Genomic DNA, 25,894 nt, shown 5'->3' with positions numbered 1-25,894 from the left:
CGCGGCGGCTCCGGCGCCGGCCCCGGAGCGGCGCCGCGGCGGGCCGGGCGCGGCCCCGTGGCGGGCCGGACGGTTACCGCCGCCCGCGGGGCCGCCGCTATCGTGGGTCTCGGATCTGCCCCACCCCGCCCAGGGTGGTGCGGCCGCGCTCGGCCGCTGTCAGCCCTTTCCGGCCCTTCCGGGCCCATCCAGCACGAGGAGAAGCACCATGGAGTTGGACGTCACCATCGAGATCCCCCGGGGATCGCGCGTCAAGTACGAGATCGACCACGAGACCGGCCGCCTCCGCCTGGACCGCGTCCTGTTCACGTCGATGCAGTACCCCGCGCACTACGGCTACTTCGAGGACAGCCTGGGCGAGGACGGCGACCCCCTGGACGCCCTCGTGCTCCTGGACTTCGAGATCGTCCCGGGCGTGCTCGTGGAGTCGCGCCCCATCGCCGTGTTCAACATGAACGACGAGGCCGGCGGGGACGCGAAGATCCTGTGCGTGTCCACGGACAAGCGCTACGACCACATCCAGGGTCTCGACGACATCGACGAGTACAAGCTCAAGGAGATCCAGCACTTCTTCGAGCGCTACAAGGACCTCGAGCCCAACAAGTGGGTCAAGGGTGAGGGCTGGGAGGGCCGGGAGACCGCCGAGCGCCTCGTCGAGGAGGCCCGCGAGCGCTTCGAGCAGTCCCACTACGACTCGGCCGCCGAGGCCGAGGAGAAGGCCCCGTCCACCGACTGAGCGGACGGGCACGCGCGGGGGCCGGGGACCGGAGGGTCCCCGGCCCCCGCGCGTCCGGGGCCCCGGGCCCGACCCGGGTCGGCGCGTGACGTGCGCCCTACAGGGATTCCATGAATTTCGTTATATTGGGATCGGCCGGCTCAGCCGGCCCCACGGCCCCAGGATGCATCCCCCCATCGGCATCCGGGCCGCCGACCGGGATCGAGGTCGCCGGAGCGCACCCGCGAGGTGCCCGGTGGCGGCGGGGGTCCCCCCACCCGCGCCGCATCCCATCGATCTCTCCCGGTCCATCCCGGCGGGCCGGTCACCGGCCCCCGGGAGTCGGCCGGCAGGTCCGAGGACCTGCCGGCCGATCCCCGTCCTGCGCTGCCGGTCCCGCCCTCCTTGTGACGTCCGGTCCCTGTGGTTCGATGGACGCGGACCCGGGACGGACCCGGCGCCGTCGGAAGGATGCGCATGTTCCTGCTGGGCCCCGAGGCGGACCTCGTCTTCTCCGCGAGCGACCTGGTGCGCGCGGCCGAGTGCCCCTACGCGAGCCTGTGCGTCCTGGACGAGAAGCTGGGGCGGGCGCCGCGCCGGGCCCCGGAGCGGGACGCGATGCTCGCCCGCACGGCCGAGCTGGGCGACGCCCACGAGCACCGGGTCCTGGCCGCGCACCTGGCGGCGTTCGGCCCGTGGGACGCGGCGACCGGACGGGGGGTGCACGAGGTCGAGCCGGCCCGGCGGATGGACCGGGACGAGCTGACCGCCAAGCACGCCGAGTCCCTGGACGCCCTGCGCGCGGGCGCCGACGTGGTCTTCCAGGCCTCCTTCTTCGACGGTGCCTTCCACGGCCGCGCCGACTTCCTCGTCCGCCGCCCGGACGGCGCGTACGCGGTGCACGACACCAAGCTCGCCCGGCACGCCAAGGTCACCGCCCTGCTCCAGCTCGCCGCCTACGCCGACCAGCTCGAGCGGGCCGGGGTGGACGTGGCCCCCGAGGTCACCCTGGTCCTCGGCGACCAGCGGGAGGCGGTCTTCCCCGTCTCCGAGCACCTGGCGGTCTACCGCGAGCGCCGGGAGCGCTTCGTCGCGGCCGCCGCCGCGCACCGGGCGCGGCCCGGGCCCGTGGACTGGCAGGACGACGACGTCGCCCGCTGCGGCCGGTGCGAGCACTGCGCCCGGGCCGTCGCCGAGCACCGGGACCTGCTGCTGACGGCGGGGCTGTCCGTGCGGGTGCGCCGCACGCTGCGCGACCGGCACGGCGTGCGCACCGTCGACGAGCTCGCGCTGCTGGAGGACCGGCGGCTCCCCGCCGCGCTGCGGCGGCTGCGGGACCAGGCGGCCATGCAGACCGGCCGGGGCGGGGAGGACGGCTCGGTCGAGTACCGGAAGGACGGGGGGACCCGCCGGATCGCCTACCGGGTCACGGCCACGGACCCCGTGCGGCGGCTGCCCGCCCCGGACGCCGGGGACGTGTTCTTCGACTTCGAGGGCGACCCGCTGTGGCAGGACCCGGGGGACCCGACGTCCTGGGGGCTCGAGTACCTGTTCGGCGTCGTGGAGCAGCCCCCGGAGCCCGGCGCCGCCCCCGTCTTCCGGCCGTTCTGGGCGCACTCCCGGGCCCAGGAGCGGGACGCGCTCCGGGCGTTCCTCGACTACGTGGCCGAACGGCGCCGGCGCTTCCCCGGCATGCACGTCTACCACTACGCCAACTACGAGAAGGCGGCCCTGCGCCGGCTCTCGCTCGTGCACGCCGTGGGCGAGGACGCCGTGGACGAGCTGCTGCGCGAGAACGTGCTGGTGGACCTCTACGACACCGTGCGGGCAAGCCTGCGGCTGTCGGAGAGCTCGTACTCCATCAAGAAGCTGGAGCCGCTCTACATGGGCGAGCACCTGCGCACCGGGGACGTCGTGGACGCCGGTGCGTCGGTGGTCGCCTACGCCGACTGGTGCACGGCCCGGGCGGCCGGGCGGGAGGAGGACGCGGCGCGGCTGCTGGCCGGGATCGCCGACTACAACGCCTACGACTGCCTCTCGACCCTGCGGCTGCGGGACTGGCTGCTGGGCCTCGCCGGGATCTCCCCGGACCCGGCGGACCACCCGCCGCGCCCCGCCCAGGAGCGGCTCGAGCTGCCCGAGGAGCTGCCGGACGCCGGGATGACCGGTGCCGAGCAGCGCCTGCACGAGCACCTGGACGACCCGTCCGCGCGGGAGGCCCTGACCGAGGAGCAGCGCACGGCCGTCGCGATGGTCGCCTCCGCCACCGGCTACCACCGGCGCGAGCGCAAGCAGTACTGGTGGTCCCACTTCGACCGCCTCGAGGGCCCCGTGGAGGACTGGGAGGACACCCGCGACGTGTTCGTGGTCCGGCGCGCGGAGGTCCTGGAGGACTGGGCGAAGGACCCGGGCAAGCGCAGCAGCGCCGCACCCACCCGGCTCCTGCGCCTCGCGGGCCGGTTCGGCGAGGGCTCCACGCCCAAACCCGGCACCGCCGGGCTGTTCCTGATGTACGGGGCCCCCGTGCCCGCGCACCTGGCCGAGGACGCCGCCCCGCGCGGCAGCGGCCGCGCCGGGGACTGGACCGCCGCGCTCGAGCACGTCGAGGAGCACGAGGACGGCACGGCGGTGCTCACCGTGCGCGAACGGCTGAAGAAGCCGCGGGACGCCCCGGCTCCCGAGCCCTGGGCGGAGCTGCCGATCGCACTGGGCCCGGCCCAGCCGATCGCCACCCGCTCCCTCGAGGAGTCCCTGCAGACCCTCGCCGCCCGCACGGCCGACGCCCTGCCGGAGCTCCCGCGGCAGCCCGGCCTCGAGCTGCTGCAGCGCCGGGCGCCGCGGCCCGCGGACGGCAGCCCCCTGCCCCGCCCGCACGACGGCCCCGACGGCACGATCGACGCCGTGGTGCGTGCCCTGCGCTCGCTCGACCGCAGCTTCCTCGCCGTCCAGGGGCCCCCGGGCAGCGGCAAGACGTTCCTCGGCTCCCACGTGATCGGCCGGCTCGTGGAGGCCGGCTGGCGGATCGGCGTGGTGGCGCAGTCCCACGCCGTCGTCGAGAACCTCCTCACCGGGGTGCTCGAGAAGGGCGGGGTCGCCCCCGAGCGCGTCGGCAAGAAGCCGCCCTCGGGCCGGCCCGCGGACCGGGAGACGCCGTGGCGCGACGTCCCGGGGAAGGACTTCGCCGCGTTCCTGGCGGACGGCGGCGCCGTGGTGGGCGGCACCGCGTGGGACTTCTCCAACGCCAAGCACCTCGAGGACGAGGCCCTGGACCTGCTCGTGGTCGACGAGGCCGGGCAGTACTCGCTGGCCAACACCCTGGCCGTGTCCCGGGCCGCGCGGCGCCTGCTGCTGCTGGGCGACCCGCAGCAGCTGCCGCAGGTCTCGCAGGGCACCCACCCCCTGCCCGTGGACGAGTCGGCGCTGGGCTGGCTCTCCCACGGCTCGCCCACCCTGCCCGCCGAGCACGGCTACTTCCTGGACCGCACGTGGCGGATGCACCCGGCCCTGTGCGAACCGGTCTCCGAGCTCTCCTACGCCGGGCGGCTCGGGTCCGCCCCGGCCGCGGGCCGCCGAGAGCTCACCGGCGTGGCCCCGGGCCTGCGCACCTGCTACGTCGAGCACACCGGCAACCGCACGGCCTCCCCCGAGGAGGCCCGGCGCGTCGTGGAGCTGGTGCACGAGTTCGCCGGGACGCCGTGGCGCTCCGGTCCGGGGGCACCCCCCGTGCCGCTGGCGCCCGAGGACGTGCTCGTGGTGGCCGCGTACAACGCCCAGGTCGATTTGATCGGCCGGGAGCTCGCCGCCGCGGGCCTGCGGGACGAGGACGGCGGAGGGGTCCGGGTGGGCACCGTCGACCGGTTCCAGGGCCAGGAGGCCCCCGTCGTGATCGTGTCGATGGCCGCCTCCGCGGCCGACGGCCCCCGCGGGATGGAGTTCCTGCTCTCCCCCAACCGGCTCAACGTGGCGGTCTCCCGGGGGCAGTGGTGCGCCGTGGTGGTGCGCTCCCCCGCCCTGACGGACTACCTGCCCGCCACCCCGGAGGCGCTGCAGGTGCTCGGCCGCTTCACGCGGCTGTGCCGCCGCGGACGGCCCGCGGGGCTGCCGTGAGCACCGAGCGCGTGCCCTACGTCCTGCACTTCGAGTCCAGGACGGTGGTGCTCGGCGAGCCGGCCCACCTGGAGGAGCTGGACGCCCTGCTGCGGCGCGCCGACGTCCGGACCCGCCCCACCTACTGGCACGGCATGCACCAGGACGATCCCGGGGCGGCGCTCAACAGCGTGGGCACCGACCTCACCGCGGAGCAGTTCTGGGACCGCGTGGACGCCGGGGCGTTCGCCGCCGCCCGGTGGCCCGTGGACCTCGACGGCCCGCTCTACCTCCCGGCGCCGCCCGCGTGGCTGCAGCGGGCCCGGGCGTGGGAGTACGACCCCCTGGCGCCGGCCCTGGGCGCGGCGGCACCGGGCGGGTGGCTGCGGGTCCCGGGCTGGGCCGGGACCGAGAACAACGACGCCGGGGCGGCCGTGGGACTGCTCCAGCTGACCGACCCGGACTCCTTCTGGGTGCTCGGCTCCGACGCCGACCTGGCGGAGGTCGCCGCCACGGCCAAGGAGCTGGCCTCGTTCCGGCAGGGCTTCGACCGGCTCACCGCCTACTTCGGCCCCGACGACCGCATCGGCTGCCTGCGCCTGCCCGTGGTGTGCCGGGAGCCCCTCGAGGACGAGCTCATCGTGCAGGGGGTCGACATCGAGCCGCGGTTCTGGGAGTGAGTCCCCGCCGCGCCCCCGCTCCCCCGCGGCCCCCGTGCCCGATACTGGGACCGTGTACGTCGTGACCCTGGACCAGCGCCGCCGCGAGGCGGGCGACCTCGTGCCGGGCCTCCTGCGCCGCCTCGCGGACCTCGAGACCGTGGTGCCGTTCCAGCGCGCCCGGGCGCACGCGGTGCAGGGCATCACCGCCGATCCCGGCGCCGCGGTCGCGGCCGCGCTCGCCGGTCTGCGCGGATCGGCCTGGAGCGTGGGGGTCGGGGTGGGGCCGGTCCGGCTGGAGACGGCGACCGACCCGGAGGGCCGGACGGGCCTGCGCGCCGACGGCCCCGGGACGGCGCACGCGCGCGCCGCCGCCGAGGCCGCCGCGGGCCGGGTGCCGGTGCGCGTGGTCGCCGAGGACGCGCCCGCCGCGGCGCAGGCGCAGGCCGTGCTGCGGCTGCTGGGCCGGATCGTGGCGGAGCGCAGCGACGCGGAGTGGCGCGTGGTCGACCTGCTCGTGCCGGGGGCCCGCGGCCAGCAGAAGGCCGTGGCCGCCGAGCTCGGCATCTCCCCGCAGGCGGTCTCCAAGGCGGTGGCCCGCTCCCTGTGGCAGGAGGAGCAGGACGCCCGGCCCGCGGCGGCCCGGCTGCTGGGCCTGTGCGAGCCGGCCCGGGGCGGCCCGGCGGGCGGGGCTCAGGGCTCGACGATGAACCCCTCGGAGATCATCCACTCGTAGGCGACGTCGGCCGGGTCCCGCCCCTCGACGTCCACCTGCCGGTTGAGCTCCTGCATCACGTCGTCGGTGAGCGCCGCGGCGATCGGCTCCAGGACCTGCTCGAGCGCGGGGAACTCGTCCAGCAGCTCCGTGCTGAAGACGGGGGCGGCGTTGTAGGCGGGGAAGAACTGCCGGTCGTCCTCGAGCACGGTCAGGTCCAGGGCCGGGATGCGGCCGTCCGTGGAGAAGACCTCCCCGAAGTTGCACTCCCCGTCGTCGGTCGCCGAGTAGATCGCGCCGGTGTCGTAGATGCCGATGTTGCCCTCGGGCACCTCGCTGCCGCGGTCCAGGCCGTAGTGGGCCAGCAGGGGGGTCATCCCGTCGCTGCGGGAGTTGAACTCCGACTCCACGCAGAACGTCCGCTCGGCCACCGGCAGGTCCGCGATGTCCGAGACGGTCGCCAGGTCGTTGGCCTCGGCGTACTCGGAGCGCACGGCCATGGCGTAGGTGTTGTTGAGGGCCGCCGGGGCGCCCCACGTCAGCCCGTTGCCGAGGTCCTCCTCGTACACGGCCCGCCACTGCTCCTGCTGGTCCGGGATGCCCTCCGCCCGCCCGAGGTAGGTCAGCCAGGCCGTGCCGGTGTACTCGAAGGTGAGATCGGCGTCCCCGGAGAGCATGAGCTCGCGCACCGGCTGGGACCCGGGCACGTTGGTGATGTCCTCGGTCTCGAAGCCGGCGGCCTGCACCGCGAGCACCCCGATCTTGCCGAGGATCAGCTGCTCGGTGAAGTTCTTGGACGTCACCCGCACCTCGGTCCCCTCCGCGCCCTCGACGGGCCGGATGGAGCCGGGCGCGGCGTCGGGCACGTAGGCCGTGGACGGCTCGAGCCCGCAACCGGTCAGCAGCAGGCCGGCGCAGGAGAGCAGCAGGGCGCCGCCGGCGGCGCGGGAGGTTCTCATCGCAGTCCCTTCGGCCGCGCGACGTGCTCCACGACACGGCCGACCCAGTCGATGGCGAGGGCGAGCAGCGCCACGAGGATCGAGCCGGCGATCAGCACCCGCACGAGGTTGAGGTTGACCCCGGTGGTGATCAGCAGCCCGAGCCCGCCGCCGTTGATGAACGTGGCGAGGGTCGCGGTGCCGACCACCAGGATCAGGGCGGTGCGCACGCCGGCCAGCATGACGGGCACGGCCAGGGGCAGCTCGACCCGGAACAGGACCGCGGCGGCGCTCATCCCCATGCCCCGCCCGGCCTCGACGAGGCTGCGGTCCACGCCGTCGAGGCCCACCATGGTGTTCTTCAGGACGGGCAGGATCGCGTAGACGATCAGGGCGACCACGGCCGCCCGGAAGCCGAAGCCGAACCAGAAGGCGAACAGGACGACGAGGCCCACCGCCGGGGCGGCCTGGCCGATGTTCGCCAGCGCGATGACCGGGCCCGTGAGGAAGCGCAGCGGTCTGCGGGTCAGGAGGATGCCGACCGGGATCGCGATGAGCAGGACCACCACCGTGGCCACGACCGTCAGCTGCAGGTGCTCCAGGGTCAGGGCCCACAGCGATGCGGGGCTCAGGGTCACGGCCTCCGTCTCGGTGAGCTCCGCCGTGGTCAGCCAGAGCACGAGCAGGCCCAGCGCCGCGAGGATCGCCACGGGCTGCAGGAGCAGGCCCTTCCAGGTGCGCTGGTCCGGGTCGGCCGCGGCCGGGCGTGACACGGGGTCGTCGGCGGGCTCCGGCTCCGCGGCGGCGGGGCGCTCGGTCTGCGCGCTCATCGGTCCCCGCCTCCCGGGCTCGCGCTGACCGCGGGCATCTCACCCGTGTTGTGGCCGAGGGGCGCGTCCTCCGCGGCCACGGCCCGGCGGGCCTCGGTGATCGCGGCCATGACGGTCTCGACGTAGATGACGCCCTCGAACCGGTCCCGCGGCCCCACCACGAGCGCCGCCCCCGTGCTGGAGACGAGCATGGTGTCCAGCGCGTCGTTGAGCGTGGAACTCGTGCCGACGAGGGGCAGGCGGTCGTTGCGCTCCCCGGGGACGGTCCCGAAGCGCTCGAGCTGACGGCGGGAGGGCCAGGACAGCGGCCGGCCGCGGTCGTCGACCACGACGACGTCCCGGGTGCCCGCCTCGTCGACCCGCCCGAGCACCGCCCGGACGTCCTCGCCGGGGCGGGTGGTCACGGCGGGGACGAGGTCGACCTCCCGGACCCGGGTGAGGGTGAGCTGCTTGAGCCCCGCGCCCGAGCCGATGAAGTCCTCCACGAACTCGTCCGCCGGTTCCGCCAGGACGCGCTCCGGGGCGTCGTACTGGACGATCCGGGCGCCCTCGTCGAAGACCGCGATCCAGTCGCCGAGCTTGACCGCCTCGTCGAAGTCGTGGGTCACGCACACGATGGTCTTCTGCAGCTCGTGCTGGATGTTGATGAGCTCGTCCTGGAGCCGCTGGCGGGTGATGGGGTCCACGGCCCCGAACGGCTCGTCCATGAGCAGCACGGGCGGGTCCGCGGCCAGGGCGCGGGCCACCCCGACGCGCTGCTGCTGGCCCCCGGAGAGCTCTCTCGGGTACCGGTCGCGGTAGACGGCCGGGTCGAGGGAGACGAGCTCGAGCAGCTCGTCCACGCGGGCGGCGATGCGCTGCTTGTCCCAGCCGAGCATCTTCGGGACCATGCCGATGTTGGTGGCCACGCTCATGTGCGGGAACAGCCCGCCGGCCTGGATCACGTAGCCGATGCCGCGGCGCAGCTCGTCGCCGTTCATCGAGGTCACGTCCTGGCCGTCGATGACGATCCGGCCCTCGGTGGGTTCGATGAGCCGGTTGATCATCTTCAGCGTGGTGGTCTTGCCGCAGCCGGAGGGGCCCACGAGCATGACGATGCTGCCCGCGGGGATCTCGAGCGTCAGGCCGTCGACCGCGGCCTTGGCCTGCCCGGGGTAGCGCTTGGAGACGTTCTCCAGCAGGATCCGGGCCCCGGTGACGGAGGAGTCTGTGCGGGGGGTGGTCATGGAGTCAGACACGGATACCTCGCGATGTGGTGAGCCGGCCGAGCAGCACGAGCAGCCCGTCCAGGATGAGTGCGACGACGATGACGGCCACGACGCCGGTGACGACCGACGCGAAGGAGTTGGCGCCCCCGAGCCGCGACAGGCCCGAGAAGATGAAGCCGCCCAGGCCGGGGCCGAGCACGTAGGCGGCGATGGCGGCCACGCCCATCACCATCTGCGCCGAGACCCGCATGCCGGCCTGGATGACCGGCCACGCCATCGGCAGCTCCACGCGCAGGAAGGTCGCCGCCCTGCTCATGCCGAGCCCGCGCGCCGCCTCAACGGTGGCCTGCGGGACCCCGGCGAGCCCCACGAGCGCGTTGCGCAGGACGGGGAGGACGGCGAAGAAGGTGACGACGACGACGGCGGGGGCCACCCCGAACCCCAGCGGGGCGATCAGCAGGCCGATGAGCGCGAAGGACGGGATGGTCAGCCCCACGGCCGAGACGTTGTTGGCCACGGTCGTGAGCCGGGGCGAGCGGTAGCACAGCGCCGCGAGGGCCACCGCCAGGACCGTGGCCAGGACCAGGCACTGGACCACCAGGGAAAAGTGCTGCCAGCTGGCGAAGAGGATCTGTTCCCACCGGTCGGAGACGTACTCGATCACGGCACACCCTTCGGTCGTCGTCGATGACGTGGTCACCCGGCCTGGCAAGAAGGCTAGCACTCCGTTCTCATGGAGATGGCCCGGATCACACCTGCCCGAGCCCCGCCGGGGCTGTTGTCGGGCGGCGCGCCCGTTGGCAGACTCGGGGCATGACAGAGCCCCGGGACAGGTACGACGTGGTGGTGATCGGCGGTGGTCCGGTCGGCGAGAACGCGGCCGACCGCGTGGTGCGGGGCGGGCTGAGCGCCGCGCTCGTCGAGGCGGAGCTCGTGGGCGGGGAGTGCTCCTACTGGGCGTGCACGCCCTCGAAGGCGCTGCTGCGCCCGGGCGCGGCCCTCGAGGCCGCCCGCGGAGTGGCCGGGGCGGCCGAGGCCGTCACCGGCCCGCCGGACGCGGCGGCGGTGCTGCGCCGCCGGGACGGGTTCGCGGCGCACTGGGACGACACCGGCCAGGCGGAGTGGCTGGCCGGGGCCGGCGTGGACCTGGTCCGGGGCCGGGGCGCGCTGGCCGGGCCCCGGCGGGTCCGGGTCACCGCCGAGGACGGCGGCGTCCGGGTGCTCGAGGCCCGGCACGCCGTGGTGCTGGCCACGGGCTCGCGGCCGGTCGTGCCCCCGGTCCCGGGTCTCGGGGACGTGCCGTTCTGGGGCACGCGCGACGCCACCGCCGCCCAGGAGGTCCCCGGGTCCCTGGCGGTGCTCGGCGGGGGCGTGGCCGGCACGGAGCTCGCGCAGGCCTTCGCCCGCCTGGGCTCCCGGGTCACGGTGGTCGCCCGCAGCCAGCTGCTGAGCGCCTTCCCGTCCACCGCCGCGCGGCTGGTCGCCGAGGCCCTCGACGCCGAGGGCGTCACGGTCGTCGAGGGGCGGGCCACGGAGCGGGTCCGGTCCGCCGGCGGCGGTGTCGAGCTCGACCTCGAGGGCGGCGGGACCGTGTCCGCGGAGCAGCTGCTGGTGAGCACGGGGCGGCGGCCCGCGCTCGCGGACCTGGGCCTCGAGGAGCTCGGCCTGGACCCCTCCGCGCTGCGGGTCGACGGCTCGGGCCTCGTGGCGGGTGCGGAGGGCGGCTGGCTCTACGCCGCCGGGGACGCGGCGGGCGGGCCCCTGCTGACCCACCAGGGGAAGTACCAGGCGCGCGCCGTCGCGGACGCGGTCGTGGCGCGCGCGGCCGGCCGGCTGGGGGCGTCCGCGCCCCCGTGGTCCCCGTACGCGTCCACGGCCGACGGGTGCGCCGTCCCGCAGGTGGTCTTCACCGACCCCGCGGTGGCCTCCGTGGGCCGCTCCGCCGAGCAGGCCCGCACGGACGGCCTCGAGGTGGACGTCGTGGAGCACGCCATCGACGTGGCCGGGGCGCTCCTGCACCGCGACGACTACCGGGGCTGGGCCCAGCTCGTGGTCGACCGCCGGCGCCGGACCCTCGTGGGCGCGACCTTCGCCGGCCCGGACGTGACGGAGCTGCTGCACGCGGCGACCGTCGCCGTGGTCGGCGAGGTGCCGCTGGAGCGGCTCTGGCACGCGGTGCCCGTCTTCCCCACCATCAGCGAGGTCTGGCTGCGGCTGCTCGAGGAGTACGGGCTCTGAGCCGCCGGGCTCAGAGCAGGGAGCGCAGGATCCGGGCGACGCCGTCCTCGTAGACCGTGTGCGTCACCTCGTGGCACGCGGCCGCGACCTCGTCCGGGGACTGGCCCATGGCCACGCCGCGGGCGGCCCAGTCGAGCATCTCGATGTCGTTGCGGCCGTCGCCGACGGCGACCGTGTGGGACGGGTCCACGCCGAGCCGGCGGCGGATCTGCTCCAGGGCGCTGGCCTTGGAGACGCCGTTGGCGGCGATGTCGAGCCAGGCGCTCCAGCCCACGGAGTACGTGACGCCGTGCAGCCCGGCCTCGTCGATCGCCCGGGCGAACTCCTCCGGGGTGTGCTCCGTGCTGTACACCACCATGCGCACGGCCTTCATCCGCGCCAGCTGGTGCAGGTCCACGCCGATCGCCTCGATGCCGAAGGACGCGTCCTGGAAGCGCTCCGTGGAGTAGAAGGACCCGTCCTCGGTCTCGAGGGCGAACTTCGCGGTGGGCAGGCGCTGCTCGAGGGCCTCGAGGGCCTGGCCGGGGTCGAAGGAGACGCACTCGAGCACCCGGTGGTACGCCGGCAGCTCCGGGTCCAGCTCGAGCGTCATGCCGCCGTTGGAGCACACGGCGTAGCCGCGCTCCTGGCCGATGAGCTCCACCACGGGCAGGGTCGCCCCCTTGGAGCGGCCGGTGGAGATCACCACGTGGTGGCCGGCCGCGAGCACGGCCTGGGCCGCTTCGCGCACCGGGCGGGACATGTGGCCGTCGTGGTCGACGAGCGTGCCGTCGACGTCGAGGGCCACCAGGTACTGGACGCCCGCCTCCTTCTTCCACCCGTTCGAGCGGGGAGGCTGGACCTTGAGGGGGATCCGGACGTCGGCGGCGGAGCGCGCGGGCGCGGTGGTGCCGCCGGCCGTGTCGCTGAGGTCCTCCGAGTGCTCGACCTTCAGCGGGACGGTGGAGTTGATGCCGACGAGTTCGTGCTGGTCCTCGGTGCCAGCGGTCTTTTCTTTTGTCATGCGGGACATGGTGCCACATCACACCGACAGGATGGCCGAGATGTCGATGTGAGATGAACGGGAGCCGAACGCCTCCCGGCGGCTCAGCGCCGGACGGGGATGGTCTCCTGGCCGCGCAGGTAGGGCCGCAGCGCCTCGGGGACGCGCACCGACCCGTCGGCCTGCTGGTGGGTCTCGAGGATGGCGGCCAGCCAGCGGGTGGTCGCCAGCGTCCCGTTGAGGGTGGCCACCGTGCGGGTGCCGCCCTTGCGGACCTTGCCGGCGGCGTCCGTGGTCTCGGGCAGCCGCTCCCGGATGTTGAGCCGCCGCGCCTGGTAGGTGGTGCAGTTCGACGTGGAGGTCAGTTCCCGGTACTTGCCCTGGGTGGGGACCCAGGCCTCGCAGTCGAACTTGCGGGCCGCGGAGGTGCCGAGGTCCCCGGCGGCGGTGTCGATCACCCGGTAGGCGAGCTCGCACTTGGCGAGCATCTCCTCCTCCCACGCGAGCAGCCGCGCGTGCTCCGCCTCCGCGTCCTCCGGGGAGCAGTAGACGAACATCTCGAGCTTGTTGAACTGGTGCACGCGGATGATGCCCCGGGTGTCCCTGCCCCCGGAGCCGGCCTCGCGGCGGTAGCAGGAGGACCAGCCGGCGTAGCGCAGCGGGCCGTCGGAGAGGTCGAGGATCTCGTCGGCGTGGTAGCCCGCCAGGGGGACCTCGGAGGTGCCCACGAGGTACAGCTCGTCCTTGCCCACGTGGTAGATCTCGTCGGAGTGGGCGACGTCGAAGCCCGTGCCGCTCATGATCTCGGGGCGCACGAGGTTCGGGGTGGTCATGGGGACGAAGCCGTTGTCCAGCGCCTGGTCCTGGCCCATGAGCAGCAGGGCGGTCTCGAGCCGGGCGACGTCGCGCTTGAGGAAGTAGAACCGGGCGCCGGAGACCTTGGACCCCCGCTCCATGTCGATGCCGTCCACGAGCTCGCCGATCTCCAGGTGGTCCCTGGGCTCGACGCCCTCCGCGGCGAAGTCGCGGGGCTCCCCGACGGTCCGGAGCAGGACGAAGTCGTCCTCCCCGCCCGTGGGGACGCCGTCGAGGACGAGGTTGTCGACGACCGCGACGAGCTCGTCCTGACCGGCACGGGCGGCCTCCGCGGCCGCCTGCGCCTCCTTGACCCGGGCGGCCAGCTCCTTGACCTCGGCGAGCAGCGCCTGCTTCTGCTCGCCCTGGGCCCGGGCCACCTGCTTGCCGAAGGCGTTCTGCTCGGCCCGCAGGGACTCGTACTCGGTGATCAGCCGGCGGCGCTCGACGTCCGCCTCCAGGATCCGGTCGATCAGGGTGTCGTCCGCCCCGCGGGCACGCTGCGAGGCGCGGAAGACGTCGGGGTTCTCACGGAGCTGGTTGATGTCGATCACCCTGACAGGGTACCCAAGTCCTCCGGACGCGACGGGGGTTAGGGTGGAGGCCCGTCGCGATCCGCCCGGCGCCGCGGGCCCGCGGCCCCGTGCCGCGGCGCCACCGCCCCACCGCACGGCGCCACCGGTCCCCGGCGCCGCAGAACCGAGGAGTCCTTCCGTGACCGCCACTCCCGTGGCCCCCAAACGGGTCGCCGTCGTCATCAACCCCATCAAGGCCGACGCGGACGTCGCCCGCGACGCCGTGATCATCGGGTGCCGCAAGGGCGGGTTCCCCGACCCCGTGTTCTACGAGACCGCGGAGGACGACCCGGGCTCCTCGATGACCCGCGAGGCGCTCGAGCAGGGCGCCGACCTCGTCATCGCCGCCGGCGGCGACGGCACCGTCCGGGCCGTGGCGGAGGCGCTGGTCGGCCACGACACCCCGCTGGGCCTCATCCCGCTGGGCACCGGCAACCTCCTGGCCCGCAACCTGGGCGCCGACCTGGGCGATCCCCACCGCAACGTGGACATCGCGCTCTTCGGCGCGGAGCGGGCCATCGACATGGCCACGTTCCGCGTGGAGCTCGAGGACGGGACCGTGGGGGACCACGCGTTCTGCGTCATGGGCGGGGCGGGCTTCGACGCCCAGATCATGACGGACACCCGGGACGAGCTGAAGAAGCTGGTCGGCTGGGCGGCCTACGGGGAGGCCGGGGTCCGGCACCTGATCGCGCCCCCGCGGTGGGCCCGCTTCCGGATCGACGACGGCGAGTGGCAGAGCCGCCGCGTCCGCTCCGTGATGGCCGCCAACTGCGGGATCCTCACCGCGGGCCTGATCCTGGTGCCGCAGGCCAAGATCAACGACGGCCTGCTGGACCTCGTGGTGATGTCCCCGCGCAGCACGCTGGAGTGGGCGCTGATGGCCGCCAAGGTCGTGTTCCGGCAGCGGCGCGACCTGCCCGTGATCGAGTTCTTCGCCGCGAAGAAGGTGCGCGTGGAGTTCCACGAGCCCATCGAGTCCCAGATGGACGGGGACGGCACCGGGCTGATCAACGGGTTCGAGTCCGAGATCCTCCCGGGCGCGCTCTCCGTGCGGGTTCCGCCCTCCCAGGGCGACTGACCCGCACGGGCGCCCGGGCCCCGCGGGTCAGTCGGCGGGATCGGGCCGGCGGCTCAGGCCCGCCACGAACGCGGCCACGAGGGCGAGCACGGCCAGTCCCACGGCCACGAGCGGGCCCTGCCCGCGGTCCGTGACCGAGGCGACCGGCTCCGGGACGACCCGGGAGGCCGGCACGAGGTCGAGGGCGTCGGCGGTCCGGGGGTCCCCGACGACGGGGCTCGGGCCGATCTCGACGCGGACCACCTGACTCGGCTCGGGCGGCGCGGCCGCCGCGGCCGGCGGAGCGGCGAGCGCGCAGGCCAGGAGGGCCGGGGCGGCGGCGAGGGCGAGGCGGCGGACGGCGGGAGCAGGCATGGTGGCACCTCCGGTCGGGCTCGGTCCCGACCCGGGGGGTCGATCGACACCGGCTGAAGATCGCGGGCACGGACGCGCCCGCACTCCCCATGGTGCATGTATTCGCAATTGCTAACAAGCGGGGGTGCGGTGCGCGTCCTCGCGTTACGCGCCGCCCGGTGCGCCCTGCACGGGCGGGTTCTCCGGGGTCCGGCGGTCGCGGTCCTGGAGGGCGGCGACCCAGGCGGCCGCCTCGCGGAAGGCGTCGTCGGAGTGGTGCGGGGCCACGGTCGCCACCTTGTGGTCGGCCCGCGGATAGGAGCCGAGGAAGCGCGTGCTGGGACAGACGCGGCGCAAACCCTCGACGGCGTCCGCCACCCGGGCGTCGAGGATGTGACCGTCGACGTCCACGCTGAAGAAGTACTCCCCGAGGAAGTTGCCCGTGGGCCGCGACTCGATCCGCGAGAGGTTGACCCCCCGGGTCGCGAACTGCTCGAGGATCTCCATGAGGGCCCCGGCGCGGTCCTCCCACAGGGGAATGACGAGCGTGGTGCGGTCCGCGCCCGTGCGCGGCGGCAGGGGCACCCCGGGCCGGGCCACGAGCACGAACCGGGTGACGGCGGCCCTGTTGTCCCCGATGTCCTCCGCCAGCACCTCGAGCTCGGGGTGCTGCTCGACGACCACGGGCGAGCAGACCGCGGCGTCGAAGCCCGCCCGGGACGCCGGCCCCTCGCGCCCCGCCCCGCCGGGGAGCAGCGCGAGCGCCGCGGCGGCCGTGGAGGACGCCGGGACGTAGTCCACGCCCGGCAGCCGCTCGTCCATCCAGCCCCGCACCTGGGCCCAGGCGTGGGAGTGCGTGGAGACCGAGCGGACGTCGGCGAGCGCCGTGCCCGGCGGGGCCACGAGGACGAAGCTGATGGGCACCAGCGCCTCACGGACGATGCGCAGCTCGCTGCCGGTGGCCACCGCGTCGAGGGTCGCGGTCACGCCGCCCTCCACGGAGTTCTCGATGGGCACCATGGCGGCGTCGACCTCGCCGGAGCGGACGGCCGCGAGCGCCACGGGCACGGAGGACACGGGGAGGCGCTCCGCCTCACGGGCGCCCGCCACGCTCAGCAGCGCGGCCTCGGTGAAGGTGCCGGCGGGGCCCAGGTAGGCGTACCTCAACGGACGTTCGGGGTCTCGCCCGTCTCGGACACCATGGGCTTCTCGGCGTCCATCCACGCCCCCATGCCGCCCAGGACGTTGATGGGGTCGAAGCCGTACTGCTGGAGGTACGCCGTGGCCTTGAGGGACCGGCCGCCGGAGCGGCAGATCACGTACACGTCCTCGTCCACCGGCACCTCGCCGTAGCGCTCCGGGAGCTGCCGGAGCGGGATGTGCTGGGCACCGGCGATGTGCCCGGCCTCCCACTCCTCGTCCTCGCGCACGTCCAGGACGCGTGCGCCCTCGGGGATCTCCTCCACCGAGGCGCTCGGCAGGCTGTCCAGGTTGTCCATCGTCCGGGTCCTCTCGTCGGGAACGGGCTGTCCCGGACCAGCCTAGTCCGCGGGCACGGGTGCCGGTGCGCCCGCCCCGAGCCAGGCGGCCAGCTCCTGCCGCTCCGCCGCGGAGGGATGGAAGCCCGCCAGCACCGCCTGCTCCAGCACGCTGGCGAGCACCGCCCGGCCGACGGCGGACGCGTCGGGCGGCGGCGCGGCGCACAGATCGGCCCCGCCGTTGCGGGCCCCCCGGATGGCGTAGAGCATTGCCTGGCGGGACACCTGGACACCCAGTTCGCCGGCCCGGTCCCGGGTCCACCGGGAGGCCTCGGACAGGGTGAACTCACCGCGCCGCGCATACTCGGCGAGCACCCGGAACACGATCGTCCACTGGGCCCGGCAGAGCCGCGGCATCTTCGCGACGTCGCAGAAGCGGGTGACGGCCGCCGGCAGCGGCGGCCGAACAGGAGCCGGCGGCGCCGCGGGTGCCGGCCCCGGCGCCCGGTGCCTCGTGCGGTGCCAGAAGTGCAGGTTCGAGAACTCGACCTCCGGCAGGTCGACCAGCTCCACGGCCCGGCGGAAGGAGCCGCTGCCGAACCACCGGGTGCGGGTGACGACCTCTCCCATGTCCGCGTGGATCCGACCTGCCAGGCGGGAGAGGCTGACGGGCCCCTCGGAGGACTCGTAGTCACTGCGCACGACCGCGCAGAACTCGTGCCACGCCCCCGGGTCCTCCGAGGGGCCCGCGATCGGCGCGGCGCCCGGGGAGAAGCACCCTCCGGGGGCCGGCACCCGGTCCCCGGAGCCGGGCACGGGCTCCTCCGCCGGCGCAGGCGCCATGAGGTCGAAGAGGTCCTGCTCGTCGAGGTACTGGTCCGCGAGCGCCTCGTAGGCCACCGCCGTGGCCCCGGTTGCAATGATGCAGGTCCTGCGGTCCTGGGCCCTGAGGACCTGGAGCAGCGGCGTGAAATCGGCGTCGCTCGAGGCCAGGACGAACTCGTCGTAGTGGGCGTGGTGCTGCAATGCGGTCATCACGTCGATCACGATCCGGATGTCCGCCCCGTTCTTCGCGCCCCGGGTGAGACTGGGGCAGTCGACGACCTCGACGCCGGCCTGCGTGAAGAAGGGGCGGAACGTCGAGAAGTACAGCCTCTGCCCCGGGTTCAGCGGATGCGCGACGCTCCCGGACGGGTTCATGTAGCACCGCAGCACCAGCCAGCGCCGGGAACTGTCGGCGCCCTCCCCGCCGCTCGCCGCGGCCAGCCGGTGGATCCACACGGACGGCCGCTCGGCCAGCGCCATGGCCGCCGTCGGATCACTGCCGAGCAGACCGCCGAAGAAGTTGTCGAAATCGATGAACAGGGCGGCCCGGCGCTGGGTCATGGCATCCTCAGGGAAGCGGCGAACAGATTCTCTTTCGCAAAGATACGGTGCCGAGCGAGCTGCGGGCGGCCGGGGGCTTCCAGGCGGCACACAGGGACGAAACAATCCCTGTATAAATTGTGCCCTCGCCGCCGGGAGTGCCGTGCGGCGGGTCCGACCAGGCACCTCGTCCGGGTGTCCTCGACAGAAGGAAGAACTCCCATGAGCACCAGCGAACCCCGCAGCGCGGGGCCCGATGCCCCGGACCGCGAGGACCACGGCTTCAAGAAGGTCCTCGGCCGCCTCGACGCGATCGCCCTCGGCTTCGGCGCGATGATCGGCTTCGGCTGGGTCATCCTCACCGGCGACTGGCTGGCCGAAGCCGGGACCATGGGCACCGTGCTGGCCCTCGTCACCGGCGGGCTCATCATGGCCGTCGTCGGACTCGTCTACGGCGAGCTCGTCGCCGCCATGCCGTACGCGGGCGGGGAGCACAACTACCTCCTGCGCGGCATGGGCGCCCGGTGGGCCTTCGTCGGGTCCTGGGCCATCACCGGCGGCTACATCACCATCGTGGCCTTCGAGGCCGTGGCGGTCCCCCGCACCCTGCAGTACATCTTCCCGGGCCTGAGCCAGATCCCGCTGTGGACCGTGGCAGGCTTCGAGGTGAACCTGACCTGGGCGCTGGTGGGGTCGCTGACCGCCGTCATCATCACCGCGATCAACATCCGCGGCGTGAAGCACGCCTCCATGGTGCAGATCTTCGTGATCCTCTTCCTGCTGATCGTGGGACTCATGATGATCTTCGGGGCGTTCACCCGCGGCTCGGTCGACACCATGGAGCCGTTCTTCACGAGCGGCACGGCCGGCTTCTTCCTCGTGCTCGTCACCGTCCCGTTCCTGTTCGTCGGCTTCGACGTCATCCCCCAGGTCTCCGAGGAGATGCACCTGCCGGCCAAGCAGCTGGGCGGGACCATCATCGTCTCCGTCCTGCTCGCCGCGGCCTGGTACGTCATGGTCGTGCTCACCACGTCCTCGGCGATGTCCGGCGCGGACATCGCCGGCGCGGACATCGCGGTCGCGGACGCCATGGGAGCCATGTTCTCCAGCACGGCCGTGGCCAACCTGCTCATCGCCGGCGGCCTCGCCGGCATCTTGACGTCCTGGAACTCGCTCCTCATGGGGGCGTCCCGCCTGCTCTGGGCGCTCGGCAACTCCCGGATGGTGCCGCAGTGGTTCGGCCGCCTCCACCCGAAGTACGGCACCCCGGCCAACGCCCTGCTCTTCGTGGGCGCCCTCTCCTTCGTGGCCCCGTTCTTCGGCGCCGAGATGCTGGGCTGGCTCGTGGACTCCGGCTCCCCGTCCATCGTGATCGCCTACGCCCTGGTCTCCGTGGTCTTCGTGATCCTGCGCCGGAGCGAGCCCGGCATGGAACGCCCCTTCCGGATCGGCGGCCACGGCCACGGCGGAACGGCGATCGGCGTGCTCTCGGTCGTGCTGTGCCTCGCCCTGATCAGCCTGTACCTGCCCGGGATGCCCGCCTTCCTCAGCGCGCCCGCCTGGACCATCTTCGGGCTGTGGTGGCTGCTCGGGCTCGTGTTCCTGCTGCGCATCCCCACCGGGATCCGGCCGGGCGCCGACGCCGAGCACCGGCTCGTCGCCGAGGTCGAGCGCCGCAGGCAGCGGAGCTGAGACGGCCGGCGCGCCGGGACCCGGCGCGCCGGGCGGTCCCCGGCGCGCCTAGAAGGACAGCGAGGACTGCGGAAGAGGAGGACTGCCCATGGTTACGGTCGCCCAGGTGCTCGGCCTGCCCGGGCTCGGGCTGGAGCCCGTCGTCGAGGCGGCCACCGACCTGCCGGTGAGCTGGGTGGTGACCAGCGAGCTCGCCGACCCCACCCCGTACCTCGAGGGCGGGGAGGTCCTCCTCCTGACGGGCCTCCACACCTCCGCCCGGGCACACTCCTGGACGGAGTACGTCCGCCGGCTCACGGACCGGGGCGTGGTGGCGCTGGGCCTGGGCGTGGGCGGACAGCTGTCCTACCTCCGCGTGCCCGACGCACTCGCCGCGGCGTGCCGGGACGCCGGGCTGACCCTGTTCCGGGTCCCCGAGCGCACGCCCTTCCTGGGCATCATCCGCGCCGCGGCCGAGATGCGCGCGGCGGAGGCGCGCACCGCCCTCGAGGCGATGCTCTCCGAGCAGCGGCGCCTGACCCGGGCCGCGGTGGGGCGGAACGGCCCGGCCCGGGTGGTGCGCACGCTGGTGTCGGTGCTCGGCGGCGGGTGGGCCGGCGTCTGCGCGGCGGACGCCCGGATCGTGGAGCGCTCCGGCCCCGGGCTGCCCGAGCTGCCCGCGGGCCGGACGCTCCCCGAGCTCCTCGACCGGCTGCGCCCGGCCGGGCTGCGTGGGTCCCTGAGCGAGTCCGGCCCGGCCGGCGCGGTGGTCGTCCACCCCCTCGGGGTGGACGGCGCCCCCCAGAGCTACCTCGTGGTGGTCCTGCCCGGCCCGGCCGACCCCGTCCGGACCGGCGTGATCGCCACCGCCGTGGCCCTGCTCTCGCTGCACGCGGAGCGCGCGGCGGAGCAGGCGCTGTTCCGCCGCCGGGTCCGCGCGGGGGCCCTCGCCCTCCTGCTCAACGGCGAGGTGCGCTCGGCGGACGCCCTGCTGGGGGTGGCGGACGACACGACGTGGTCGACGGCGCCCCGGGTGCGGGTGGCCCGCCTGCGCGGCGGCGCCGAGGAGCTGCGGGACGGCGTGCGGCGCCTCGAGGCGCAAGCCGCCCACGGCGCGAGACCGGTGCTCGTCGGGGCGCCGGCCACGGAGCCCGGCGGCGAGCAGACCGTCGCGGTGCTGCTGGAGGACCTCCCGGAGCGGCTCGCCGAGGTGCGTGCCGCCGCCGAGGCCTCCGGGCTGCGGGCCGGCATCGGCGGCCCGGCGGCCGTGCACGAGACGGACGCGAGCGACCGGGAGGCCCGCGAGGCGCTGGAGCGCACCACGGACCGCCAGCGCGTCGGCACGTGGGACGACCTCGTGGCGGGCGGCGTCGCCGGGCTCCTCCCGCCCGAGACCGCCCGGGCCTGGGCGCGGCAGCTGCTGGGCCCCCTCGACGGGGCCGGGCGGCTGTCCCTGCTGCGCACGTTCCTCGCCCACAACGGCAACCGGAGCGGGACGGCCGAGGCCCTGGGGATCCACCGCAACACCCTGCAGCAGCGGCTGCAGGAAATCGAGGAGGCGCTCGGCCGGTCCGTGGACGACCCGCAGCTGCGCGCGGAGCTGTGGATCGCCCTGCGGCTGTCCGACCGGCCCGACCGGTCGACGCCGTAGCCCGCCGTCGTGCCTCTGTGCACTGTGCACGACGACGTCACGAAGATTCAGCATCCTGCTGGGTCGCCCCGGCGCTAGCCTGGAGCAGTCGGGGGACCGTGGCGGCCCCTCGGCGCCGGCTCCGCCCCGGCTCGGCGTCACCCGGTGACGACGTCCCCGCGGGGGAGCCCGTCCGGAGTCCTACGATGGACGGGCGGGCCCAGTGCTGTCGCCCGCCCGTCCGACGAACCCCCTGACGCAGCGCAGCGCCACCGGTGCCCGGTGGCCCGGCGCGCGTCGAGAAGAGAGGCTGATACATGAGCACCACGGACAAGGCCCCCGCGGCCACCGGCATGAAGGACCGCATCGAGGCGGTCCTCGCCAAGACCCCCACGGGACTGCTGATCAACGGTCGGTGGCGCGACGCCTCGGACGGGGGGACCTTCGAGGTGGAGAACCCGGCCACCGGCGAGGTCATCGCGACCATGGCCTCGGCCACCCGCGAGGACTCCCAGGCCGCGATGGACGCCGCCGCCGACGCCCAGGAGTCCTGGGCCCGCACCCCCGCCCGGGAGCGCTCGGAGATCCTGCGGCGCGCGTTCGACCTCGTGCAGGAGCGCGCCGAGGACCTCGCGCTGCTGATGACCCTGGAGATGGGCAAGCCGCTGGCCGAGGCCGCCGGGGAGGTCAAGTACGGCGGGGAGTTCCTGCGCTGGTTCGCCGAGGAGGCCGTGCGCGACTACGGCCGCTACCTCGACACCCCCGAGGGCAACCTGCGCATGCTGGTCACGCACAAGCCCGTGGGCCCGTGCCTGCTGATCACCCCGTGGAACTTCCCGCTGGCGATGGCCACCCGCAAGGTCGCCCCGGCCGTGGCCGCCGGCTGCACCATGGTGCTCAAGCCCGCTCGGCTGACCCCGCTCACCTCCCAGTACTTCGCCCAGCTCATGCTGGACGCGGGCCTGCCGGCCGGGGTGCTCAACGTCGTCTCCTCCAAGTCCGCCGCGGCGGTCTCCGAGCCGATCATGGCCGACCCGCGCCTGCGCAAGGTCTCCTTCACCGGCTCCACCCCGGTGGGCAAGCAGCTGATGAAGCTGGCCACGGACAACGTGCTGCGCACCTCCATGGAGCTCGGCGGCAACGGGCCGCTGATCGTCTTCGAGGACGCCGACATCGACAAGGCCGTGGCCGGCGCCATGGCCGCGAAGATGCGCAACATGGGCGAGGCCTGCACGGCCGCCAACCGGCTGCTGGTGCACGAGTCGGTCGTGGACGAGTTCGTCGAGAAGATGGCCGCGAAGATGGCCGCGCTCACCGTGGGCAACGGCGTGGACGACGGCGTGAGCGTGGGCCCGATGGTCGAGGCCAAAGCCCGGGACTCCGTCGAGGAGTTCGTGACCGACGCCGTGGAGCGCGGGGCGAAGGTCGTCGTCGGCGGGGCGCGCGTGGACGGGCCCGGCTACTTCTTCCAGCCCACCCTGCTGCGCGACGTCCCCGTCGACGCCCGCGCGGTGACCGAGGAGATCTTCGGCCCCGTGGCCCCGGTCGTCACCTTCAAGGACGAGGACGAGGCCGTGGCCCTGGCCAACTCCACCGAGTACGGCCTGGCCTCCTACGTGTTCACCGAGAACATCTCCCGCGGCCTGCGCATCGGCGACCGCATCGAGTTCGGCCTCATGGGCCTCAACGTCGGGGTGATCTCCAACGCGGCCGCCCCGTTCGGCGGCGTCAAGCAGTCCGGCCTGGGCCGCGAGGGCGGGGCCGAGGGCCTCCACGAGTACACCACCACCCAGTACATCGGTGTGGAGAACCCCTGGGCCAACGTCCCGAACCCCGGCACCGGCACCCCCGCCTGAGGTCCTGACCCGCGTTCCCGCACCGGGACGGCGGTCGTCGCAGGCAGCTGCGGCGGCCGCCGTCCCGTGCCGGGGCACTCCCGCCCGGCGCCCCCGACCGTTCCGTCCCGTCCCCACCGTCCCGTCCCCACCGTCCCGTCCCCACCGAAAGGAGATCTCGTCGTGACCGAGATCCAGTACCGGCTCGAGCAGGTCCGTCGCCTCGACGGCGCCCTCCCTGGCCCCAAGTCCCGCGAGCTGTCCGAGCGGCGCGCCGCGGCCGTCGCCTCCGGAGTCGCCTCCTCCGTGCCCGCCTACGCCGCGGACGTGGACGGCGGGATCGTGCTCGACGTCGACGGCAACCAGCTCGTCGACCTCGGGTCCGGCATCGCCGTGACCAGCGTGGGCGCCTCCGCCCCCGCCGTGGTCGCCAAGGTGCAGGAGGCCGTGGCGCACTTCACGCACACCTGCTTCATGGTCACCCCGTACGAGGGCTACGTGGCCGTCGCGGAGAAGCTCGCCGAGCTCTCCCCCGGCGACCACCCGAAGAAGGCGGCGCTGTTCAACTCGGGCTCCGAGGCCGTTGAGAACGCCGTGAAGATCTCCCGCGTGCACACCGGTCGCCAGGCCGTGGTCGTGTTCGACCACGCCTACCACGGGCGCACGAACATGACCCTCGCGATGACCGCCAAGGTGATGCCCTACAAGCAGGGCTTCGGCCCGTTCGCCGGCGAGGTCTACCGCGTGCCCGTGTCCTACCCGTTCCGGGACCCGGAGGGCATGACCGGCGCCGAGGCCGCCCGCCGCGCGCTGCTCCAGGTGGAGAAGCAGGTCGGCGCCGAGAACGTGGCCGCCGTCGTGATCGAGCCCATCCAGGGCGAGGGCGGGTTCATCGTGCCGGCCGACGGCTTCCTGCCCGCGCTGTCCGAGTGGTGCACCGACAACGGCGCCGTGTTCGTCGTCGACGAGGTGCAGTCCGGCATCGCGCGCACCGGCGAGTGGTTCGCCGTGGACCACGAGGGCGTCGTCCCGGACCTGATCACCGTGGCCAAGGGCGTGGCCGGCGGCATGCCGCTGTCCGGCGTGGTCGGCCGCGCCGAGATCATGGACTCCGTCCACGCGGGCGGCCTCGGCGGCACCTACGGCGGCAACCCCGTGGCCTGCGCCGCCGCCCTCGGCGCGCTGCAGACCATCGAGGAGTGGGACCTCGTGGCCCGCGCCCGCCGGATCGAGGAGATCATCCGGGAGGTGCTGGCCCCGGTGGCCGAGGAGACCGGCACCGTGGGCGAGATCCGCGGCCGCGGGGCGATGATGGCCCTGGAGTTCGTCCGGCCCGGCGGCACGGAGCCCGACGCCGACGCCGCCAAGGCGATCGCCGCGGAGTGCCTCGCGCAGGGCGTCATCATCCTGACCTGCGGGACCTTCGGCAACATCGTGCGCCTGCTGCCCCCGCTCGTCATCGGCGAGGAGCTGCTGCGCGACGGCCTGCAGGTGCTCGCCCAGGCCGTCCGCAACGCGGCGGCCTAGGCCAGCTCGAGGAGTCTCGTTCAGCATCCCCCTCACGCCGAGGGGTCTCGTTCGCACGGTCAGTCAGTCACATTCCGTCCGGACGAGCCCCCTCGGCGCGGCGGGCGGCCGGTCGCGACCCCTCGCCCCGCGCACCCCGGCTCGGCCCCGTCACCGGCGGTGCGCGACCCCCATGGCCTCCCACACCAGGGCGACCGCCACCGGCACCCGGCCCCGCGTCGTCGTCGTGTGCCGGTGCAGGTCGTGAGCGCAGATCCGGAGCTCCCGCCACCCCGCCGACTCCGTGGCCCGCAACCGCCTGATGTCCAGCACTCGCTGCTCCGCCCGGTCGTGGTGGCCGCCCTCGTACTGCAGGCTGAGCCGGTGGCTCTCCAGGGCGAGGTCGGGCTGCGCCAGCAGCGTCCCGTCGGGCCCCAGCAGGGGATGGTCGAGCACCAGGCCCCGGATCCCGTGGTCCTCGAGCAGCAGCCGCAGCCGTGTCTCGCCGGGCGAGTCCGACCCCACCCGCATCCGCTCGACCGCGGCGCGGGCCGTGCGGATGCCACGCCGCCCGGCGTGCGCCCGCACCCCGGTCTCGAGCTCGTCCGGCCGGCACACCGCGGCCACGGCCCGGCGGATCCCGTGGCGGTGGGCGTCGACCAGTCCGTCGGCGAGCACCACTGCCTCCGTCACCGTGAGCTAGGCGCAGACGTCAAGGAACGTGCGCACCGGTGACGTGACGGCCACCCCGTGGACGCGGACCACCTCGTGCGGACCGAGGCGTCCCCTCCGGCAGACGACGCCGGGCCGCCTCAGGGCCCTCGAGTCGTCGGCGCGCGTGAGCCACAGCTCCGAGGACCGCTGCCAGGGGTCAGGAACCCGCATCCGGTGGAGCAGCGCCGCGGAGCGGTGGCTGATCACCGTCCCCGGATACCGGCGGGTCAGTGCCCGTGCCGCTTCCAGCAGCGGAGCGGGACAGCCGGCGGGGACCCGCACTCCCCTGCCGACGGGACTGGTGAGGTCGGCGTCCCGGAGCCGGTGCTCCGCGACGCCCAGGGCGAGGGCCTCCCGACGTGAGAAGCCGATGCCACGGAGCTCGGGCGGCAGGGGTGCGGGGTGTCTCATGCCGGGAGCATGACCGCCGGGGACGGGCGGAGGAGGGCGCGAGCACACGGAGTGGCGCAGTCCTGCTCT

At 74.3% G+C, this 25,894-nt stretch carries 22 protein-coding genes; 10 read left to right on the top strand and 12 right to left on the bottom strand.

The window, feature by feature from the left end; all coding sequences use genetic code 11:
* Window positions 1-208: 208 nt before the first annotated feature.
* The 4 genes from CK505_RS10925 (at window position 209) to CK505_RS10910 (ending at window position 6,196) form a co-directional block, all read left to right on the top strand.
* Window positions 209-736, top strand: coding sequence for an inorganic diphosphatase (locus CK505_RS10925; protein ID WP_017832043.1), 528 nt, complete (start codon window positions 209-211; stop codon window positions 734-736).
* 456 nt (window positions 737-1,192) lie between these two features.
* Entirely contained in the window at window positions 1,193-4,822 is a 3,630-nt protein-coding gene (locus CK505_RS10920) for a bifunctional RecB family nuclease/DEAD/DEAH box helicase (RefSeq protein ID WP_095651069.1), read from the top strand.
* Entirely contained in the window at window positions 4,819-5,481 is a 663-nt protein-coding gene (locus tag CK505_RS10915) for a hypothetical protein (protein WP_141246809.1), read from the top strand. The genes CK505_RS10920 and CK505_RS10915 overlap by 4 nt, the downstream gene beginning before the upstream one ends.
* Window positions 5,482-5,533: 52 nt before the next feature.
* On the top strand, window positions 5,534-6,196 hold the full coding sequence (locus CK505_RS10910; RefSeq protein ID WP_035926011.1) for a hypothetical protein: 663 nt from the start codon (window positions 5,534-5,536) through the stop codon (window positions 6,194-6,196).
* Here CK505_RS10910 and CK505_RS10905 read toward each other — a convergent pair.
* Genes CK505_RS10905 through CK505_RS10890 form a run of 4 tightly spaced genes read right to left on the bottom strand, consistent with a single transcriptional unit; the run spans window position 6,154 to window position 9,815 of the window.
* A complete protein-coding gene (locus CK505_RS10905; protein WP_035926006.1) occupies window positions 6,154-7,134 on the bottom strand; it encodes a glycine betaine ABC transporter substrate-binding protein in 981 nt (326 codons plus the stop codon). The genes CK505_RS10910 and CK505_RS10905 overlap by 43 nt on opposite strands.
* The gene (locus CK505_RS10900) at window positions 7,131-7,943 is read right to left on the bottom strand and encodes an ABC transporter permease (protein ID WP_241482850.1); all 813 of its coding nucleotides are present in this window, start codon (window positions 7,941-7,943) and stop codon (window positions 7,131-7,133) included. The genes CK505_RS10905 and CK505_RS10900 overlap by 4 nt, the downstream gene beginning before the upstream one ends.
* Complete coding sequence (locus CK505_RS10895) at window positions 7,940-9,169, bottom strand: ABC transporter ATP-binding protein (protein WP_095651067.1); 1,230 nt, start codon at window positions 9,167-9,169, stop codon at window positions 7,940-7,942. The genes CK505_RS10900 and CK505_RS10895 overlap by 4 nt, the downstream gene beginning before the upstream one ends.
* A 4-nt stretch (window positions 9,170-9,173) precedes the next feature.
* A complete protein-coding gene (locus CK505_RS10890; protein ID WP_017832050.1) occupies window positions 9,174-9,815 on the bottom strand; it encodes an ABC transporter permease in 642 nt (213 codons plus the stop codon).
* A gap of 149 nt (window positions 9,816-9,964) precedes the next feature.
* On the opposite strand from CK505_RS10890, the gene CK505_RS10885 reads away from it, so the two are divergent.
* Window positions 9,965-11,389, top strand: coding sequence for an NAD(P)/FAD-dependent oxidoreductase (locus CK505_RS10885; RefSeq protein WP_095651066.1), 1,425 nt, complete (start codon window positions 9,965-9,967; stop codon window positions 11,387-11,389).
* A 10-nt stretch (window positions 11,390-11,399) separates the two neighbouring features.
* Here CK505_RS10885 and CK505_RS10880 read toward each other — a convergent pair whose 3' ends face one another.
* Window positions 11,400-12,392, bottom strand: a complete 993-nt coding sequence (locus CK505_RS10880; protein ID WP_109222302.1) for an HAD family hydrolase — start codon at window positions 12,390-12,392, stop codon at window positions 11,400-11,402.
* An 83-nt stretch (window positions 12,393-12,475) separates the two neighbouring features.
* Window positions 12,476-13,780 carry a serine--tRNA ligase gene (gene serS, locus CK505_RS10875; RefSeq protein ID WP_017832053.1) on the bottom strand — a complete coding sequence of 435 codons (1,305 nt, stop codon included), beginning with the start codon at window positions 13,778-13,780 and terminating at the stop codon, window positions 12,476-12,478.
* A 160-nt stretch (window positions 13,781-13,940) separates the two neighbouring features.
* On the opposite strand from serS, the gene CK505_RS10870 reads away from it, so the two are divergent.
* The gene (locus CK505_RS10870) at window positions 13,941-14,882 is read left to right on the top strand and encodes a diacylglycerol kinase family protein (protein WP_035925994.1); all 942 of its coding nucleotides are present in this window, start codon (window positions 13,941-13,943) and stop codon (window positions 14,880-14,882) included.
* Window positions 14,883-14,909: 27 nt separating this feature from the next.
* On the opposite strand, the gene CK505_RS10865 is transcribed toward CK505_RS10870, so the two are convergent.
* From CK505_RS10865 to CK505_RS10850, 4 genes are all read right to left on the bottom strand, one after another.
* On the bottom strand, window positions 14,910-15,236 hold the full coding sequence (locus CK505_RS10865; RefSeq protein WP_017832055.1) for a hypothetical protein: 327 nt from the start codon (window positions 15,234-15,236) through the stop codon (window positions 14,910-14,912).
* 144 nt (window positions 15,237-15,380) lie between these two features.
* The gene (gene pheA / locus CK505_RS10860) at window positions 15,381-16,382 is read right to left on the bottom strand and encodes a prephenate dehydratase (protein WP_176475323.1); all 1,002 of its coding nucleotides are present in this window, start codon (window positions 16,380-16,382) and stop codon (window positions 15,381-15,383) included.
* Window positions 16,379-16,714, bottom strand: coding sequence for a rhodanese-like domain-containing protein (locus CK505_RS10855; RefSeq protein WP_017832057.1), 336 nt, complete (start codon window positions 16,712-16,714; stop codon window positions 16,379-16,381). Before CK505_RS10855 ends, pheA begins: the two co-directional genes overlap by 4 nt.
* Window positions 16,715-16,756: 42 nt before the next feature.
* Entirely contained in the window at window positions 16,757-18,079 is a 1,323-nt protein-coding gene (locus tag CK505_RS10850; protein ID WP_095651064.1) for an NYN domain-containing protein, read from the bottom strand.
* Between the two features lie 201 nt (window positions 18,080-18,280).
* Here CK505_RS10850 and CK505_RS10845 point away from each other — a divergent pair, with 201 nt between their 5' ends.
* The 4 genes from CK505_RS10845 (at window position 18,281) to gabT (ending at window position 24,721) form a co-directional block, all read left to right on the top strand.
* Window positions 18,281-19,750, top strand: coding sequence for an APC family permease (locus CK505_RS10845; RefSeq protein ID WP_017832058.1), 1,470 nt, complete (start codon window positions 18,281-18,283; stop codon window positions 19,748-19,750).
* Between the two features lie 88 nt (window positions 19,751-19,838).
* Entirely contained in the window at window positions 19,839-21,380 is a 1,542-nt protein-coding gene (locus tag CK505_RS10840; RefSeq protein WP_095651063.1) for a PucR family transcriptional regulator, read from the top strand.
* Window positions 21,381-21,676: 296 nt separating this feature from the next.
* Window positions 21,677-23,215 (top strand): NAD-dependent succinate-semialdehyde dehydrogenase, encoded by a 1,539-nt coding sequence (locus tag CK505_RS10835; protein WP_255250935.1) that lies wholly within the window; start codon window positions 21,677-21,679, stop codon window positions 23,213-23,215.
* A 162-nt stretch (window positions 23,216-23,377) separates the two neighbouring features.
* Window positions 23,378-24,721, top strand: a complete 1,344-nt coding sequence (gabT, locus tag CK505_RS10830; protein WP_095651062.1) for a 4-aminobutyrate--2-oxoglutarate transaminase — start codon at window positions 23,378-23,380, stop codon at window positions 24,719-24,721.
* Window positions 24,722-24,871: 150 nt separating this feature from the next.
* Here gabT and CK505_RS10825 read toward each other — a convergent pair whose 3' ends face one another.
* Window positions 24,872-25,393, bottom strand: a complete 522-nt coding sequence (locus CK505_RS10825; RefSeq protein ID WP_176475322.1) for a hypothetical protein — start codon at window positions 25,391-25,393, stop codon at window positions 24,872-24,874.
* 6 nt (window positions 25,394-25,399) lie between these two features.
* Complete coding sequence (locus CK505_RS10820; protein ID WP_095651060.1) at window positions 25,400-25,825, bottom strand: hypothetical protein; 426 nt, start codon at window positions 25,823-25,825, stop codon at window positions 25,400-25,402.
* Window positions 25,826-25,894: the final 69 nt, after the last annotated feature.

The organism is Kocuria sp. WN036, assembly GCF_002287015.1.
Taxonomy (GTDB): domain Bacteria; phylum Actinomycetota; class Actinomycetes; order Actinomycetales; family Micrococcaceae; genus Kocuria; species Kocuria rosea.
This window is presented reverse-complemented; position numbering and strand designations above follow the sequence as displayed.

Excerpts from the sequence above, each read along its gene's own strand:
- CK505_RS10925 (WP_017832043.1), top strand. The coding sequence starts at position 209 with ATGGAGTTGGACGTCACCATCGAGATCCCCCGGGGATCGCGCGTCAAG.
- CK505_RS10920 (WP_095651069.1), top strand. The coding sequence starts at position 1,193 with ATGTTCCTGCTGGGCCCCGAGGCGGACCTCGTCTTCTCCGCGAGCGAC.
- CK505_RS10905 (WP_035926006.1), bottom strand. The coding sequence starts at position 7,134 with ATGAGAACCTCCCGCGCCGCCGGCGGCGCCCTGCTGCTCTCCTGCGCC.
- CK505_RS10900 (WP_241482850.1), bottom strand. The coding sequence starts at position 7,943 with ATGAGCGCGCAGACCGAGCGCCCCGCCGCCGCGGAGCCGGAGCCCGCC.
- CK505_RS10895 (WP_095651067.1), bottom strand. The coding sequence starts at position 9,169 with ATGACCACCCCCCGCACAGACTCCTCCGTCACCGGGGCCCGGATCCTG.
- CK505_RS10885 (WP_095651066.1), top strand. The coding sequence starts at position 9,965 with ATGACAGAGCCCCGGGACAGGTACGACGTGGTGGTGATCGGCGGTGGT.
- CK505_RS10880 (WP_109222302.1), bottom strand. The coding sequence starts at position 12,392 with ATGACAAAAGAAAAGACCGCTGGCACCGAGGACCAGCACGAACTCGTC.
- CK505_RS10865 (WP_017832055.1), bottom strand. The coding sequence starts at position 15,236 with ATGCCTGCTCCCGCCGTCCGCCGCCTCGCCCTCGCCGCCGCCCCGGCC.
- CK505_RS10855 (WP_017832057.1), bottom strand. The coding sequence starts at position 16,714 with ATGGACAACCTGGACAGCCTGCCGAGCGCCTCGGTGGAGGAGATCCCC.
- CK505_RS10850 (WP_095651064.1), bottom strand. The coding sequence starts at position 18,079 with ATGACCCAGCGCCGGGCCGCCCTGTTCATCGATTTCGACAACTTCTTC.
- CK505_RS10845 (WP_017832058.1), top strand. The coding sequence starts at position 18,281 with ATGAGCACCAGCGAACCCCGCAGCGCGGGGCCCGATGCCCCGGACCGC.
- CK505_RS10840 (WP_095651063.1), top strand. The coding sequence starts at position 19,839 with ATGGTTACGGTCGCCCAGGTGCTCGGCCTGCCCGGGCTCGGGCTGGAG.
- CK505_RS10835 (WP_255250935.1), top strand. The coding sequence starts at position 21,677 with ATGAGCACCACGGACAAGGCCCCCGCGGCCACCGGCATGAAGGACCGC.
- CK505_RS10820 (WP_095651060.1), bottom strand. The coding sequence starts at position 25,825 with ATGAGACACCCCGCACCCCTGCCGCCCGAGCTCCGTGGCATCGGCTTC.